Below are 16,134 nucleotides of genomic sequence, written 5' to 3' on the forward strand. Positions count from 1 at the left end.
CGGCAAGGCGAGCCGGTACGTTGGGGAAGGAGGCAATGATCGGCGCCGTGCCCGGTCAGGTGGGCGCGGCGCCATCAATACTGGATCACCCGCCGTTCAGCAGACCCTTTTCGCGCATGAAACCAAGGATGACTTCAGCGGCTTCTTCCGGAGAATTGTTCACCGTGTCGATGCGCAGTTCAGGCGCCCGAGGTGGCTCGTACGGACTATCGATGCCGGTGAAGTTCTTGATCTCTCCAGCGCGGGCTTTCTTGTAGAGGCCCTTCACGTCCCGGTCCTCCGCGACGCTGAGTGGTGTGTCGACATAGACTTCAATAAACTCGCCATCAGCCATCAGGTTGCGCGCCATTTGACGCTCAGACCGGAACGGCGAGATGAACGAGACCAGTGTGATCAATCCGGCGTCGGACATCAGGCGTGCGACATTGGCGACGCGGCGAATGTTCTCGACGCGGTCAGCATCGGTAAATCCGAGATCGCGGTTCAGGCCGTGACGGACATTGTCCCCGTCCAGCGTGAAAGTGTGCTTGCCTTGGGCAAACAACAGCTTCTGCAGGGCGTTGGCGATGGTCGACTTGCCGGATCCAGACAGGCCGGTAAACCAGAGCACGGCTGGCTTCTGGCCCTTCTGTTCCGCAAGCGCAGACCGATCAACATCCATGGCTTGCCAGTGGATGTTTGATGCGCGGCGGAGTGCGAAGTCGACAAGGCCGAGACCAACCGTGTCATTCGTCATCCGGTCGATCAGAATGAAGCCGCCCATCTCACGATTGACATCATACGGATCATACGGGATGGCTTGGTCTAGAGACAGGGTTGTAACGCCAATCTGGTTGAGCTCCAGCGTCTTCGCTGGAACATCGTTCAGTGTATTGACATCAATGCCATACTTCGGCGCGTTGACCGTGGCCGTGACAGTTTTCGCCCCCATCTTCAGCAGGTAGCGGCGACCGGGCAGGAGTGGCGTTTCGCTCATCCAAAGCAGGCGAGCCTGAAATTGGTCAGACACTTCGGAAGGGTCTTCGGCTGAAACGAGAACGTCGCCGCGCGAACAGTCGATTTCGTCATCCAGTGTGATCGTAACGGATTGTCCGGCGATTGCCTGCTCAAGGTCACCCGTCGCCGTGACAATTCTCTGGACGGTGGACTGCTTCCCGGACGGCATGGATTTGACGCGGTCACCAGGTTGGATCGTGCCCGCAGCAATCTGTCCGGAGAAACCCCGGAAGTCGAGATTGGGGCGATTGACCCATTGGACAGGCATACGGAAAGGCGTGTTCAGTCGGCGATCGCCAACCGGCACGGTTTCCAGATAATCCATCAAGCTTGGGCCATCATACCAGTCTGTTTCGTTGGATTTGCTGGTAATATTCACGCCCTCGAGGGCAGACATCGGGATTGGCTGGATTTCCAAATCCGTCGCCAACTCGTCTGCGAAGGCGTAGAAATCATCTACGATGTCGTCATAGGCCTGTTGGCTATAATTGATCAGGTCCATCTTGTTGATGGCCAGCACGACCTTGCGAATGCCCAGCAGAGACGTGATGAAGCTGTGGCGCCGGGTTTGCGTCAAGATGCCCTTGCGCGCATCCACCATCAGGATGGCCACATCTGCAGTTGATGCGCCGGTGGCCATATTGCGCGTATACTGTTCATGTCCAGGGGTATCGGCCACGATGAATTTACGTTTCTCGGTGGCGAAAAAGCGATAGGCCACGTCGATCGTGATGCCTTGTTCCCGTTCAGCCGTCAGTCCGTCAACGAGCAGGGCAAAGTCGATATTCTCGCCCTGAGTTCCGACTTTCTTGGAGTCGCTTTCGAGGGACGCCAGCTGATCCTCGAAGATCATCTTTGCGTCATAGAGCAGGCGGCCGATCAGCGTCGACTTGCCATCATCTACGGATCCACAGGTGATGAAGCGAAGCAGGGATTTATGCTCATGCTTCTCCAGATAGGCGGCGATATCTGATTCAATCAGGTCGTCATTGAGGCGCATCAGAAATAGCCTTCCTGTTTCTTCTTTTCCATGGATCCGGACTGGTCGGCGTCGATAACGCGGCCCTGGCGTTCGGATGTGGTGGTCAGGAGCATTTCCTGGATGATGTCTTCGAGGGTTGCGGCTGTGCTTTCGACCGCGCCGGTCAGCGGGTAGCAGCCAAGTGTACGGAAGCGGACGGATTTGGTGACCGCCGTGCTGCGCAGTTCTTCCGGCATTCGGTCATCATCAACCATGATGTCCACACCATTCCAGTTCACGACGGGACGCGGGGCAGCAAAGTAGAGCGGGACAATCTCGATGTTTTCGCGGCGTATATACTGCCAGATGTCCAGTTCGGTCCAGTTGGACAGCGGGAAGACTCGAACGCTTTCGCCCTGATTGATGCGGGTATTGTAAACGTTCCACGGCTCTGGCCGCTGGCGTTTCGGGTCCCACCGGTGCTCGGCTGAGCGAAAGGAGAAAATGCGTTCCTTGGCGCGAGATTTTTCCTCGTCGCGTCGGGCACCGCCAAAGGCTGCATCGAACTTGTACTTGTCGAGCGCCTGTTTCAGGGCGAGCGTTTTCATCACATCTGTGTGCACAGCTGATCCGTGGCTGAACGGTCCGACGCCATCGCGGACGCCATCTTCGTTCACATGTACCAGCAGATCGAAGCCCAGCTCCTTGGCTTTCCGGTCGCGGAACTCGATCATTTCCCGGAATTTCCAGGTTGTATCGACGTGCATCAGCGGGAAGGGAGGGCGCGATGGATAGAACGCCTTCATCGCAAGATGCAGCATCACCGCCGAATCCTTGCCAACGGAATAGAGCATGACCGGATTTTCGCACTCGGCGGCCACTTCGCGGATGATGTGCAGGCTTTCAGCCTCCAGCCTGTCGAGGTGGGTGAGGTTTTTCAAAACGCGTACAGTCCTTCAAGCATCATCGGTATATGTAAGTTCTTGATATCCCAGATATAGCGGGCTTGCGTGGGCGATAGACCCGAATGTGTGTGACATCCATAATTTGATCGTTCAGCAGAGCTAAAGCATGCAATATGCCCGCCATGAGACGGTTTTGCCCGTCTGTTGTCGCATTCCTACACAAAGTGTCATTATCCTGGCGGATTCAGGCGGTCTAAATACGCTTTACCCGAATGGAGGTAGAGTATGTGCGGAATTGTTGCGATCACAGGTACGGAAACCGTTGCCGGGCGTCTCGTCGATGGCCTGAAGCGTTTGGAGTATCGTGGCTATGACAGCGCCGGCATAGCTGTGCTGGCCGGAGATGCGATTGAGCGGCGCCGCGCCGAGGGCAAGATCGTCAATCTGGAAGCCCTTATCGACGACGCACCGGCAGATGGCCCGACTGGCATCGCCCATACGCGCTGGGCCACGCATGGTAAGCCGAACGAGACCAACGCTCATCCCCACATGTCGGGCAAGGTCGCGATTGTGCACAATGGCATCATCGAAAACTTCCGCGAGTTGCGTGAAGATCTGCAGGCTCGCGGACGGACATTCGAATCCGAGACGGACAGTGAAGTCATCGCACAGCTGATCGATCAGAACATGGCCGAAGGCATGGACGCGGTTGATGCGTTCGAGGCCGCACTCAAGAAACTATCGGGCGCTTTCGCCATCGCTGCCATCTTTTCCGGCAAGACGGACTTGCTGATGGGTGCGCGCAAGGGCAGCCCGCTGGTCCTCGGATACGGGCAAGGCGAAATGTTTCTTGGCTCAGACGCTATCGCGCTGGCGCCTCTCACCCGCGACGTCACTTATCTGGAAGAGGGCGACTGGGTCGTTCTGACACACGATAGTCATGATGTCCGAAATGCCAATGGGGACCGCGTAAACCGTCCCCGCGTGAAATCTGCTGTGAACGAAGGCCTGATTGAGCGTGGTGAGTATGATCATTTCATGCTGAAGGAAATTCACGAGCAACCGGAATCTCTCGCGCGCTCGATCCTGCCTTATATCGATCAGGCAACGCAGACGCTCAATCTGGGCGAAGTGGCCGATACGATGTTCGCCAAGGCTGATCGGGCTGTCGCGATTGCCTGTGGCACAGCGTATTATGCCGCCCATACAGCGAAATACTGGTTTGAACAGAAAGCCAGACTGGCGTTCGAGACCGATATCGCATCGGAATTCCGCTATCGTGAACCTGTACTGCCGCAGACCGGTCCAGCAATGTTTGTCAGCCAATCCGGAGAGACAGCAGATACATTGGCGGCCCTGCGGTACTGTCGTCAGAACGGCACGCCAGCCGTGGCCGTGGTGAACGTGCCGGAAAGCTCGATTGCCCGTGAAGCGGCCGCGATCGTGCCAACCTATGCCGGGCCAGAGATTGGCGTAGCCTCCACGAAGGCTTTCACCGCGCAATTGTCTGTTCTGGCTGTGCTCGCCCTTAATGCAGCCAAGGCTCGGGGGCATCTTTTGCCTGGTGATGAGGTAATGGCGGTCAAAAGTCTGATGGCGTTGCCACGCAAGGTGACCGAGGCACTTGAGGCACAAGATGATATCCGCGAGATCGCAAAGACGTTGGCCCCTTGCCGGGATGTCTTGTTTCTTGGGCGGGGGCGGTACTTTCCGCTGGCGCTGGAAGGTGCACTCAAGCTGAAGGAAGTGTCCTATATTCACGCCGAAGGCTATGCCGCCGGCGAGTTGAAGCATGGCCCCATCGCGCTGATCGAAAAAGACCTTCCGGTCGTTGTAATCGCGCCAAAAGACGAGCTGTTCGAGAAGACCATTTCAAATGTCGAGGAAATCCGCGCACGTGGCGCGCGTGTCATCCTCATTTCGGATGAAGCCGGCATCAAAGCTGCCGGTAACCGGGCTGATCATGTGATTTGCTTGCCGGATGGTGATGATATCAGCCTGCCAGTGCTGGCCGCAGTGCCGTTGCAATTGCTGGCCTATCATGTGGCTGTTGCCAAAGGGACTGATGTCGACCAGCCACGCAACCTCGCCAAGTCAGTGACCGTTGAGTGATGAGACGCGCCTGATCGTATCAAATGCGGATCGTGACCACCTGACCTTGCTGGACAGCGTCTTCCTGGCCTGCCTTACTCCTGCAGAATGTAGGAGATTCGTGCGTGCCAACCTATGATTTGAAAGATATTGAAGCCCGGATCGAGACGGTCCTGGCGGAGAAGGGGCCCCGGCTTGGCAAGGAGTTGGCTGACGATCTTTATGGCGTTCCACATCTGGCCTTGTGGCAAGCCTGTTATCAGAGCCGCAAGCTGCACGTGTCCCATTTCGCCAGCTACTATTTGCGATTTGATATCACGCGCGACGATCAGGTGCGGCTGAGCCCGTCCATCCTGCGGGATTTTCTGTCCTTCACCTTGTTCGGCTTGCCGGGCCAACGCGACAAGATGATCGAGCGGCAGGGCACCCTGTCGAACATGCATCGGGAGATCAGCCGCGAAAAGTTGTCGGTTGCCCAAGCCGTGATGAAGCAGGTATTCGTCACTCTGGGACGCGATATTCGCAGCCAACTCTGCGCCTTTATCGCAGGCGATCTCGCCTACTATCTTGCGCACAATGAGCCTCGGGAACACGTCGCGAGCGGGGAGATGGTGAAGGGCTCGGATATCGATATCATCATCATTCTCAGTGAATCCCTGCCGGAAGATGTGCAGGCCCGGATCGACACGGAGATGACCGCGCTGAAGAATTTCTACTTGCGCCATCCTGAACACCGGCACGAGATTGATTTCATCTGCAAGCGCAAATCGGTGATGGAGCGGCAATTCCAGTATTCTGACATCCATGACAAAATCGCCAGCAAGATTGCCTATGAGTCCATGTTTCTCGGCGGATCGCTGACGCTGTATATGGAAGTGCGCGATGCGATGGTTCGGACCGGTGTTGACCGCATGATTGAGGGTGATTTCGATCACGCGCTCAAGGATCGCAAAAACGCCATGCACAAATTGCTGGAAGCCCACAATGACACAATTGATGAGGAGACGCGCTCGCTGTTCTACTTCTCGCAAGAACGTGTCGAATTTTCCTGACAAGCTGAGCGAAGTGTTTGCCCCGTGGTTATCTTTGGGGTGGAATATTGCTTGGAAGGCACCGGCCGCAGGACGAGTTGGATGCCGCTATGGGAGGAATCTGCATGAACCGGTATCGCAATGTAAAGTCAGCGAAGCCCATTCCGCGGTCCATGCTGGCGGCTGCCATGCTGGGTGCGTCGGCCATTGTGCTGGGGGCATGCGCAGGCGGCGGTGGAGGCGGCGGCAGTTCCGCTGTCACGCCGATGCCTCCTCCACCGCCGCCGCCTCCACCGCCGCCGCCTTCGAATCCGTTTCCTGACTCGATTGCCGAGCCGGAACAGTTTGAAACACGCGAGTATAATGCCACAGTAGGCCTGCCCATCATCGGTGCGTCAGCAGCCTATGCACTTGGCGCGACAGGCCAGGGGCAGACTGTGGCGGTCATCGATACGGGGACGGATTCTGATCATCCCGATCTCCAAGGGGCTGTTGTGCAGATGTTCGATGTCTGTGCGGACACCGCCTGTGCTGGCTTCAACGCTGCGGGAGACCGGGTCACCATCACTCGTCAGGATGGCGATATCGACACTGAAGGCCATGGCACACTGGTTACGGGCGTCATTGCTGCGCGTAGGCAGGACAATTTCAACAGCGTGTTGGACGACGACACGCCGAACGGCATTCAGGGCGCCGCATATGAGGCTTCCATACTCGATATCCGGGCTGACTCGCCCGGCAGCTGTGCGCGCACCGGGGAAGATGAAGGTTGCGTCTACAACGATGATACGCTGGTCCGTGCGATCGAATACGCCGTGGCTCAGGGTGCTTCGATCATCAACATGTCTCTCGGTGGCGAGATCGACAATGATCCGCGACTGGAGAACGCCGTCCGCGCTGCGGCCGCGGCGGGTGTGCTGGTCGTCATCTCTGCCGGCAATGAAGCTGAACCGGCAGGGACAGATGAAGATGGCAATGACACCGAGGCGGTCGGGGAACGCCCAACCGAGCCTGCGTATATCGCAGGTGAAACATCTTCACTCGGGCGGGTTGTCGCCGTGGGCGCGGTCGACCCGAATGGCATTCTGTCGGACTTCTCGAACAGGGCAGGCAGTGCGGCGCAGAACTTCTACCTGCTCGCACCCGGTGAGGACGTAATCTCGACTGGCCCGGACGATGATGTTGCATTCCCGGGCGACCCGACGAATGATGCCGACAGTGATGGAGACTATTATCGCATTTCGGGGACATCATTTGCAGCCCCCTATGTTGCCGGCGCATTGGCGCTCTTGCTGGACGCGTTCCCGAACTTGCAGTCCCAACCTGAAGTCGCTCTCCAGATCCTGCTGGATACCGCGACAGACTATGTAGACACATCACCCGACCTGATCACGGGTGAGATCGCGGGTGCTGGTACTGACAGCGTTTCCGGTGTGGGCCTCTTGAACCTCGAAGAAGCATTCCGCCCACAAGGCCAGCAGAATCTGGACTTCGGTCTCGAGAAAGTCAGCTTTACCGACGCGCTAGCGCCCAGCGGTGGCGCGTTTGGGGATTGGGCCACCAATTCCGGCGCGTTCAACAGCCTCGTCTTTCAGGACCAGTACCAACGCGGTTTCCGCCTGAATGCCGATGCCATTGCTGCGACCCTGCCGTCAGATGCGCTCGGCTCACGCCTGGTGAATTTTGAAACCCGCGCTGATTGGGCGGCGGGCGAATCCTATGCCGTTAATGCTGGAAACATGTCGTTCAGCTGGTCCCAGGCGCGGTTGCAGGATGATCCGACAGCCCCTTATCAGGAAGACCCGCAATCAACATTCCAGATGCGCTACAGTTTCGGCGAGAGCCAGGTGGAATTGGGACGAGGTGGATCATTGACGCATCTGGCGCCAGATATTTCCCTGCTCAACGAACCCGGTGTCGGGAACGCTTTTTCGACCGGCGGTGCATGGGCGAAATTCAGTCATGCCGTTACGGATGACCTCGTCATGGACATATTCTCTGCCGAGCAGGGCGGTCGCAGTCAGTCCGGCTTCATGTTCGGCCGCGATGCCCAGGACTGGTCAATTCGTGCAGGCGCATCCTTCATTTCGGATGAGGGTACGGCGCTCGGTGGAACACTGCAGGAGCGCTTTGGCGCGCGAGACCAGACCGAGATGACGGCATATTCGCTGGAGGGAGCATGGTTCGCTGGTTCCGACTGGGTCCTGTCTTCAGGAGTGGAAATGGCGAGCGTCGACCTGCCAGGTGTTGATGTGGAAGGCATCTGGACGAGCCGCTGGTCGGTGGGCGCAGACCGATCACTGGGTGAAGGGCGGGTACACTTCATCATGGCGCAGCCACGGCGAGCCGAAACCGGATTCTTGAACCTTGATGCGCCGATTGGTGTGGATATGAACAGTCAATTGATCCGGGATCTGGTGCAGGCTGAATTGACCCCCAGCGGTCGGCAAATCGATTTTGAAACGCGCTACACATTCGGACTGACCGACACGTGGTCTGGCGAGGCCGCAGCTGTGGTCTCCACGTCGCCCAACCATATCAGCAGTGCTGAAGACCAAGAGGCGCTGTGGATGCGGCTGTCGACCCCATGGTAGGCCGCAGGTCATTGCTGGCAGTCGCGAGTGGGTTCATCCTGACCGGATGCGCCTGGCTGCCGTTTGGCGAAACCGCGTGCCCGGAAATCACGGACACGTCGGCATGGATCAATCGTATGCCGGGCCCGGGTCAGTCCGGGGGCAAATTGCACGTTGTTGTCCGTGTTGCGGATGAGCAGTCCTGGCGGCTTGGCTCTGTTCCGACTGAGGATGAGGGCTTGCTGATCCTCAACCTCACGGAAGGTGGGCCGTCCGTTCCCGGAACGGCAGCTTACCAGCAGTCGCGGAAGCCATTGCCCCAGCGAGTCAAAATAGAATGCCACGGCAAGACCGTGGCATTCATTGACAAAATCACTGTCGCGTATTGAGGCGGCGCTAATTCGCGAGGCGCTTCAGTTCGTCTACAAGGTCCGTCTTTTCCCAGCTGAACCCACCATTTTCGGTTGGGGTCCGGCCGAAATGCCCGTAGGCCGCGGACGGGCCGTAGATCGCCTGATTCAGCTTGAGGTGCGTGCGAATGCCTTTGGGCGACAGGTCGAACAATTCGCGCAGCGCCGCGGCGATACGGTCCTCGTCTGCATTGCCCGTATCATGCGTGTCCACATAGATTGAGAGCGGCTGCGCCACACCGATCGCATAGCTGACCTGAATGGTACAGCGATCAGCGAGGCCAGCGGCCACAATGTTCTTGGCAAGGTAGCGCGTGGCGTACGCGGCCGACCGGTCCACTTTGGACGGGTCCTTGCCGGAGAATGCACCGCCGCCATGGGGCGCAGCGCCACCATACGTGTCAACAATGATCTTGCGGCCGGTCAGGCCGGCGTCGCCGTCAGGTCCGCCAATGACAAAGCGTCCGGTGGGGTTCACGAAAAACTTGTCTTCGTCCGGAAACCAACCATCGGGAAGGATATCTTTGATCACAGGGCGGACGATTTCACGCAATTGTTCCAGCGTGGCGCTATCCTTGTGCTGATGGGATACGACAAGCGCGTTTACACCGACAGGCTTTGACCCTTCATACTGCAGCGTAACCTGGCTTTTTGCATCAGGCTCGAGCTCGGGGTGTGTGCCATCATGGCGAAGTTGCGCGAGGCGCTGAAGGATCTGGTGCGAATAGACCAGTGTGGCTGGCATCAGTTCCGGGGTCTCGTTCGTGGCATAGCCAAACATGATGCCCTGGTCGCCTGCACCTTCCTCAGCATAGAGGCCTTGTCCAGCTTCGACACCTTGCGCGATCTCAACCGACTGGCCGTGGACGTGATTGGCGATTTCCATGTTTTCCCAATGGAAGCCGTCCTGCTCATAGCCGATCCGTTTGACCACATCGCGGGCCGCCTGGTTCATTTGGTCGTGCGTGATGACGGCGCCGTTATTGGTGCGCACTTCACCGGCAAGGACGACACGATTGGTCGTCGTAAGGGTCTCGACGGCGACTTTCGCTGTTGGATCGCGCGACAGGAACAGGTCGACAATTGCGTCTGAAATCTGGTCAGCCACCTTGTCCGGATGGCCTTCGGAAACGCTCTCGCTGGTAAATTCGTGGCTGGCAAGTTTCATGTCTGGCTCTCTATCAGTGTTCTTTTACCGGGCAAAAACGACCGTCTTTCCGGAATTTATGAAGATGCGGTGCTCTGCATGAGCCTTGACCGCGCGAAGCAGGGCGTTGCCCTCCAGATGCCGTCCGCTCTCGATCATGTCAGCCGGGCTGAACGTATGGTCGATGGCTTCGGTGAGCTGGGTAATGATTGGCCCTTCATCCAGATCGGCCGTCACATAGTGCGCCGTCGCGCCGATCATTTTCACGCCGCGGGCATGGGCCTGATGATAGGGGCGTGCGCCCTTGAATCCCGGCAGGAAGGAGTGATGGATATTGATGCACCGCTTTTCGAGACGACGGCAGGCTTCATCACTCAGTACCTGCATATACCTGGCGAGTACGACGAGATCAGCTTGCGTGTCTTCAACGATGTTGAACAGTCGAGCTTCAGCTTCCGGCTTTGTGTCCTTTGTTACTGGAACATGAAACCAGGGAAGGCCCCAATGGGCAAAATCATCCTTGAGCGTCTCATTATTGGAGACGATACCGACGACATCGATTGGCAACTCACCCCGACGCGCCGCGTAGAGGAGCGTGTTTGCGCAATGCTCTGATTTCGACACCATCAACAGTGTCCGTACGGCCTCACCTTCGGGATGGACTGTCCAGTCAGCACCCAACTCGTGAGCCATTTCAGCTAGATCATCTTCAAGTCCAGCTGGCAGGGCGTCGGTCGTCCCGTGGAAGACCAGTCGTGCAAAGAAGCGGCTGGTTTCCGTATCCCCAAATGTACGCGACGCGGCGATGAAGCAATCATGACGCTCCATCAGTTTTGCCAGCCCTGCGACCAGTCCAACGCGGTCGGGGCAGGCAAATTTGAGGATATAGGGACGTGCCACGGAAGAAGGTTTCCCCTAGTAGCGGTAGTGTTCAGGCTTGAACGGACCGGTCGTCTGAACGCCGATATAGTCAGCCTGTTCGCCGGAAAGCTCTGTCAGCTGAACGCCAAGCTTTTCGAGATGAAGCAGGGCGACTTTCTCGTCGAGGTGCTTGGGCAGCGTGTAGACCTTGTTCTCATACTGCTCACCGCGCACATGCAGTTCGATCTGCGCCAGCGTCTGGTTGGTGAAGGATGCCGACATCACGAAGGAAGGGTGACCCGTGGCATTGCCGAGGTTCACGAGGCGGCCTTCAGAAAGCAGGATGATCCGCTTGCCATCCGGAAAGGTGATCATGTCGACTTGCGGCTTGATGTTCGTCCATTCGAAATTGCGCAGACCTTCGACCTGAATTTCATTGTCGAAGTGACCAATGTTGCAGACGATGGCCATGTCCTTCATCGCACGCATATGGTCGACGGTCAGAATATCCTTGTTGCCAGTCGCGGTGACAAAGATGTCGAATTTCGGTGCGGCTTCATCGACCGTCAGGACTTCATAGCCGTCCATCGCGGCCTGAAGGGCGCAGATCGGGTCAACTTCGGAAACGGCAACGCGCGCGCCGGAACCGGACAGCGACGCAGCCGAGCCTTTGCCAACATCGCCATAACCGGCGACGAAGGCTTTCTTGCCAGCCATCATCACATCCGTGCCGCGACGGATCGCGTCGACCAGAGATTCCTTGCAACCATACTTGTTGTCGAATTTCGACTTGGTGACGGAGTCGTTCACATTGATGGCCGGGAAGGGCAGCTCACCCTTCTTCTCAAGCTGGTAGAGACGGTTCACGCCGGTCGTTGTTTCTTCCGACACGCCGCGGATCGCTGCCTTGGTCTTGGCGAACCAGCCCGGCGAAGCGGCGAGACGCTTCTTGATCTGCGCGAAGAGGAATTTCTCTTCTTCCGAGCCCGGCTTCTCTAGGAAGGCCGGGTCGGATTCGGCACGCTCGCCGAGGATCAGGTACATGGTGGCATCGCCGCCATCATCGAGGATCAGGTTTGCGCCGGTGCCGTCATGCCAGTGGAACATGCGGTCGGTGAATTCCCAGTACTCTTCCAGCGTTTCACCTTTATAGGCGAAGACAGGCGTGCCATTTGCCGCGATGGCGGCGGCGGCATGGTCTTGCGTTGAGTAGATGTTGCACGACACCCACTGAACGTCGGCGCCGAGGGCTTCGAGCGTCTGGATCAGCACAGCCGTCTGGATCGTCATGTGCAGGGAGCCAGCGATCTTCGCGCCCTTGAGCGGCTGCGACGGGCCGAACTCTTCGCGCGCGGCCATCAGACCCGGCATTTCTGTCTCGGCGATGGCGATTTCCTTGCGACCATACTCGGCGAGGGAAATATCGGCGACGCGGTAGTTTTCAGCCATATCAATGATCCTTTATATGTTTGTATCGCGGCTAACATGACGCACAAAAAAAGGCAACGCGCGAAGTGCGCGTTACCCGTACTGAGTTCTGATTTCGCGGACGGCTTATCCGTTGAATGCCCGGATCGTATCTATGACGCGTGTCTGGTCCGCCTCTTCCAGATAGGGGTGCATCGGCAGCGCAATCACTTGTTCGCTCGCAGCTTCGGTTACCGGCAGGGTGCCGTCGGCGGGTTTGAAACGGGCGCAGAAATCCTGCTCGTGGATCGGCACCGGATAGTAGACGGCGGTGGGGATCCCCTGCGCCGAGAGATGCGCCTGAAGGCCGTCGCGGTTTTCATGCTCGATGACATATTGCGCCCAGACGCTCTTGCCGCCCTCAATGACGCTCGGCACGCGTTTGACATGGCCGGTCAGGCCCGCGGCATAGCGATCTGCCACGATCTGGCGTTTCTCGATCTCGTCAGCGAAGATTTTCAGTTTCTCCAGCAGGACTGCGGCCTGGATCGTGTCGAGGCGGGAGTTCATACCGACGCGCAGGGAGAGGTATTTCGGATCATGATGGAAATTGCGCTCGGCCGCGTCGGTCGGAGTGACTTTGCCATAGACGCGCAGCGATTCGATCCGCTCGGCGAGTTTGGCGTCATTCGTGATAATCGCGCCGCCATCGCCGTAACAGCCCAGCGGCTTGGCAGGGAAGAAGCTGGTCGTGGCAATATCGGCCCAATCGGACGGGTGCTTGCCGTTCAGCGTACAGCCATAGCCCTGCGCCGTATCGGCGATCAGTTTAAGGCCGAACTCGTCACAGATTGCCTTGATTTCAGGATAGTTGGCGGGCTGGCCGAACAGGTCGACGGCGATTACGACTTTCGGCGTCAGCTTGCCCTCGGCTTTCACGGCCTCGATCTGCTTGCGCAGATGTGCCGGGTCGATGTTGTAGGTCTCTGGCAGAATGTCGACAAAGACCGGCGCAGCACCAAGCCAAGGCACGACTTGCGCCGTCGCGACGAAGGTGAAGGATGGGCAGAAAACGGCGTCGCCGGGCTTCAGTTCCCACGCCATCAGCGCGAGCGCGAGGGCGTCTGTGCCGTTGGCGCAGCTGACGGAATGCGCAGCGCCACACCAGGCCGCAAGCTGGTTTTCCAACTCGGTGACTTCGGGGCCAAGGACGTATCGCCCGCTTTCCACCACGCCCTGAATGGCCGTATTGATTTCGGCTTCGATGCGCTTGCGCTGTGCTTGAAGGTCAATGAAGGGAATGGACACGAGGAACCTGCCTGTTCTGCGATCTGATGTTGGCCGAATACGATCAACCCAAAATGGGTGCAAGTCACGAGCAGTTACAGACTAATTCCGCGAATGCTTTCACACTCACGCCTCCGGGAAGTCATGGCGCGAGGGATTGTGACCGAATGCTACCGAATAATGTGCCGATTGGTTGCTGTGACAGCGGACTTGGTGTAGCCCGGAAGTCGGGCCGGGGCGACCATGACAGGGGCGTAATGTCTGGAATTGAACGACTGGCAAAAGCCGATAGGGCGTCGCTTTTTCATCTCGGTTGCGGGCATGTCGGGCAGTTTGCTCTGATACGGAGTCGCAAACCAATCCCTTTTTGCGAAATTACAGGATTTGCTAAATGAAACGATATGTCGTGACGGGTGGCGCCGGATTCATCGGATCTGCGCTTTGCCACCTGCTATTGTCGGAAAGCGACGCCGAAGTCGTGGCTGTGGACCGCATGACTTATGCGGCCAATCAGGTCACGCTTGACGAATTGAGCTCCCAGGCCGGTTTCCGTCACATAGACGCTGATGTTCGAGATGTTGCGCGCATGACGGAGATCGTTCAGTCGGTCAAACCAGACGTCATTTTTCATCTGGCCGCTGAGACGCATGTTGATCGTTCGATTGATGGGCCTGCTGAATTCGTCACGACCAATGTTGTGGGCACGTATGCTATGCTCGAAGCGGCTCGGACATATTGGTCTGACCTGCCGGGCGATGCAAATCAACAATTTCGCTTCGTACACATTTCGACTGACGAGGTATTCGGCTCTCTGGGTGCGGAAGGCCATTTCAGCGAGACGACGCCGTATGATCCGTCATCGCCTTATTCTGCCAGCAAGGCCGGGTCGGACCATCTGGCAAGGGCGTGGCAGCGCACTTATGGATTGCCGGTTGTGGTCTCGAATTGTTCAAACAATTACGGACCGCGTCAGTTCCCCGAGAAACTCATACCTTTGATGGTCCTGAATGCTCTGGAAGGAAAAGCCCTTCCGGTGTACGGCACAGGAACCAATGTGCGCGACTGGCTGCATGTTGAAGATCACGCCCGCGCCCTGAAGATGATGGCTGAACAGGGTGTGCCTGGTGAGGTCTACTGTGTTGGCGGTGGCAGCGAGCGGACAAATCTGCAGATCGTGCACGAGGTCTGCCGAATTCTGGATGCCCGGCGTCCGGAGAGTGCTCCTCATGCAGATCTGATTGAGTTTGTAACCGATCGTCCGGGGCATGATTTCCGGTATGCGATTGATGCGTCCAAGATCGATACGAAATTGGGCTGGACTCCAAGGCAGGATTTCGAAGCTGGTCTTGAAGAGACAATTGACTGGTATTTGACGCATGAGGCCTGGTGGCGGCCCCTGCGCGACAAAAACTATAGTGGCGAGAGGCTGGGTGTTAAGGCATGACGCGCATTCTTGTTGTTGGAAGGTCGGGACAAGTCGCGCAGGCGCTAGTTTCAGTAGGGGGTGAGCGGATCATTTGTCCGGGGCGTCCGGTGGTGGACTTGCTGGACGCAGACTCGCACCTCAGCGCGCTTGACCGTTATGAGCCCATGGCAGTGATCAATACTGGGGCATTTACCGCAGTCGATGGCGCCGAGGCAGATGCTGACGGCGCTTATGCTCTGAATGCTAAAGGACCGGGCAACCTGGCGGTTGCGTGCGCGCGGCGTGGCGTGCCGCTCATCCACATGTCGACAGACTGTGTGTTTGATGGCGCGAAGGACGGCCCTTACACGCCGAATGATGCACCGAATCCGTTGGGCGTGTATGGCAAGACGAAACTTCAGGGGGAGGTGGCTGTCCGCGAACGGGCTGAACGATCCCTGGTCGTGCGGGTGTCGTGGATATTTTCGCGATTTGGTGGCAATTTCGTGCGGACCATGTTGAGGGTGGCACAGACCCGCGACGCAGTGAGTGTTGTGAGTGATCAAGTTGGTTGTCCAACGCATGCGCCCGATCTCGCACGGGCTCTGATCACAATCGCTGAACAGGCGACTAAGCCTGGCTTTGATAATTGGGGTGTTTACCATGCTGCCGGGGCGGGAGAGACCGACCGCGCGTCCATGACGCGGCGGATCTATGAGGTCAGCAAGGAACTGGGCGGACCGGTCGCCGATGTGAACGGTATTTTGACGGCGGACTATCCTACGCCGGCGCAAAGGCCCCTGAATGCGCGGCTTGATATGTCTGAGACCCGGCGTGTTTTCGGGATTGAAATGCCGGACTGGAATATTGGCCTTTCCGAGACGGTTTCCGCGATTATTGCGGAACCTGCACGATAAGGCTTTTGACCCGTGCGAAGACACTTTTCAGCGGCACATTCGGCGTCGAATTCTCATCTTCTTCGCCGGCCCCCGATGAAAATCGGCATGTCTATACGTAAGACGCGCGGCCGGGCGATGGCAGTGCAGCTTAAATTCAGTTA

12 protein-coding genes are annotated in these 16,134 nt (G+C 57.7%); 6 read left to right on the plus strand and 6 right to left on the minus strand.

Annotated features, from left to right (window positions below; all coding sequences use genetic code 11):
- Positions 1-85: 85 nt before the first annotated feature.
- Both cysN and cysD read right to left on the minus strand, forming a co-directional pair.
- Positions 86-1,996, minus strand: a complete 1,911-nt coding sequence (gene cysN / locus L53_RS01455) for a sulfate adenylyltransferase subunit CysN (protein ID WP_034810881.1) — start codon at positions 1,994-1,996, stop codon at positions 86-88.
- Positions 1,996-2,898: a sulfate adenylyltransferase subunit CysD gene (cysD, locus tag L53_RS01460; protein WP_034810883.1), complete on the minus strand. Its 903-nt coding sequence runs from the start codon at positions 2,896-2,898 to the stop codon at positions 1,996-1,998. Before cysD ends, cysN begins: the two co-directional genes overlap by 1 nt.
- A gap of 249 nt (positions 2,899-3,147) precedes the next feature.
- Between cysD and glmS the strand changes: the two genes are divergently transcribed.
- The 4 genes from glmS to L53_RS01480 all read left to right on the plus strand — a co-directional run bounded on the left by glmS (position 3,148) and on the right by L53_RS01480 (position 8,946).
- Positions 3,148-4,974, plus strand: coding sequence for a glutamine--fructose-6-phosphate transaminase (isomerizing) (gene glmS, locus L53_RS01465; RefSeq protein WP_034810885.1), 1,827 nt, complete (start codon positions 3,148-3,150; stop codon positions 4,972-4,974).
- A gap of 104 nt (positions 4,975-5,078) precedes the next feature.
- Positions 5,079-6,005, plus strand: a complete 927-nt coding sequence (locus tag L53_RS01470) for a hypothetical protein (RefSeq protein ID WP_034810887.1) — start codon at positions 5,079-5,081, stop codon at positions 6,003-6,005.
- 104 nt (positions 6,006-6,109) lie between these two features.
- Positions 6,110-8,578 (plus strand): S8 family peptidase, encoded by a 2,469-nt coding sequence (locus tag L53_RS01475; protein ID WP_034810889.1) that lies wholly within the window; start codon positions 6,110-6,112, stop codon positions 8,576-8,578.
- Positions 8,551-8,946, plus strand: coding sequence for a hypothetical protein (locus L53_RS01480; protein ID WP_156947777.1), 396 nt, complete (start codon positions 8,551-8,553; stop codon positions 8,944-8,946). The genes L53_RS01475 and L53_RS01480 overlap by 28 nt, the downstream gene beginning before the upstream one ends.
- 7 nt (positions 8,947-8,953) lie before the next feature.
- Here L53_RS01480 and metK read toward each other — a convergent pair whose 3' ends face one another.
- The 4 genes from metK to L53_RS01500 form a co-directional block, all read right to left on the minus strand.
- A complete protein-coding gene (gene metK, locus L53_RS01485) occupies positions 8,954-10,135 on the minus strand; it encodes a methionine adenosyltransferase (RefSeq protein ID WP_034810893.1) in 1,182 nt (393 codons plus the stop codon).
- 24 nt (positions 10,136-10,159) lie between these two features.
- Positions 10,160-11,014 (minus strand): formyltetrahydrofolate deformylase, encoded by an 855-nt coding sequence (locus L53_RS01490; protein WP_034810895.1) that lies wholly within the window; start codon positions 11,012-11,014, stop codon positions 10,160-10,162.
- Positions 11,015-11,029: 15 nt separating this feature from the next.
- Positions 11,030-12,424: an adenosylhomocysteinase gene (ahcY, locus tag L53_RS01495; protein WP_034810898.1), complete on the minus strand. Its 1,395-nt coding sequence runs from the start codon at positions 12,422-12,424 to the stop codon at positions 11,030-11,032.
- Positions 12,425-12,529: 105 nt separating this feature from the next.
- Complete coding sequence (locus tag L53_RS01500; RefSeq protein ID WP_034810900.1) at positions 12,530-13,690, minus strand: DegT/DnrJ/EryC1/StrS aminotransferase family protein; 1,161 nt, start codon at positions 13,688-13,690, stop codon at positions 12,530-12,532.
- Between the two features lie 370 nt (positions 13,691-14,060).
- Here L53_RS01500 and rfbB point away from each other — a divergent pair, with 370 nt between their 5' ends.
- Positions 14,061-15,113: a dTDP-glucose 4,6-dehydratase gene (gene rfbB / locus L53_RS01505; protein ID WP_034810902.1), complete on the plus strand. Its 1,053-nt coding sequence runs from the start codon at positions 14,061-14,063 to the stop codon at positions 15,111-15,113.
- On the plus strand, positions 15,110-15,991 hold the full coding sequence (gene rfbD, locus L53_RS01510) for a dTDP-4-dehydrorhamnose reductase (RefSeq protein WP_034810904.1): 882 nt from the start codon (positions 15,110-15,112) through the stop codon (positions 15,989-15,991). Before rfbB ends, rfbD begins: the two co-directional genes overlap by 4 nt.
- Positions 15,992-16,134: the final 143 nt, after the last annotated feature.

The organism is Hyphomonas sp. L-53-1-40 (assembly GCF_000682775.1).
Lineage (GTDB): Bacteria > Pseudomonadota > Alphaproteobacteria > Caulobacterales > Hyphomonadaceae > Hyphomonas.

Coding starts and splice junctions, on each gene's coding strand:
- cysN (WP_034810881.1), bottom strand. CDS start 1,996: ATGCGCCTCAATGACGACCTGATTGAATCAGATATCGCCGCCTATCTG.
- glmS (WP_034810885.1), top strand. CDS start 3,148: ATGTGCGGAATTGTTGCGATCACAGGTACGGAAACCGTTGCCGGGCGT.
- L53_RS01475 (WP_034810889.1), top strand. CDS start 6,110: ATGAACCGGTATCGCAATGTAAAGTCAGCGAAGCCCATTCCGCGGTCC.
- metK (WP_034810893.1), bottom strand. CDS start 10,135: ATGAAACTTGCCAGCCACGAATTTACCAGCGAGAGCGTTTCCGAAGGC.
- ahcY (WP_034810898.1), bottom strand. CDS start 12,424: ATGGCTGAAAACTACCGCGTCGCCGATATTTCCCTCGCCGAGTATGGT.
- rfbB (WP_034810902.1), top strand. CDS start 14,061: ATGAAACGATATGTCGTGACGGGTGGCGCCGGATTCATCGGATCTGCG.
- rfbD (WP_034810904.1), top strand. CDS start 15,110: ATGACGCGCATTCTTGTTGTTGGAAGGTCGGGACAAGTCGCGCAGGCG.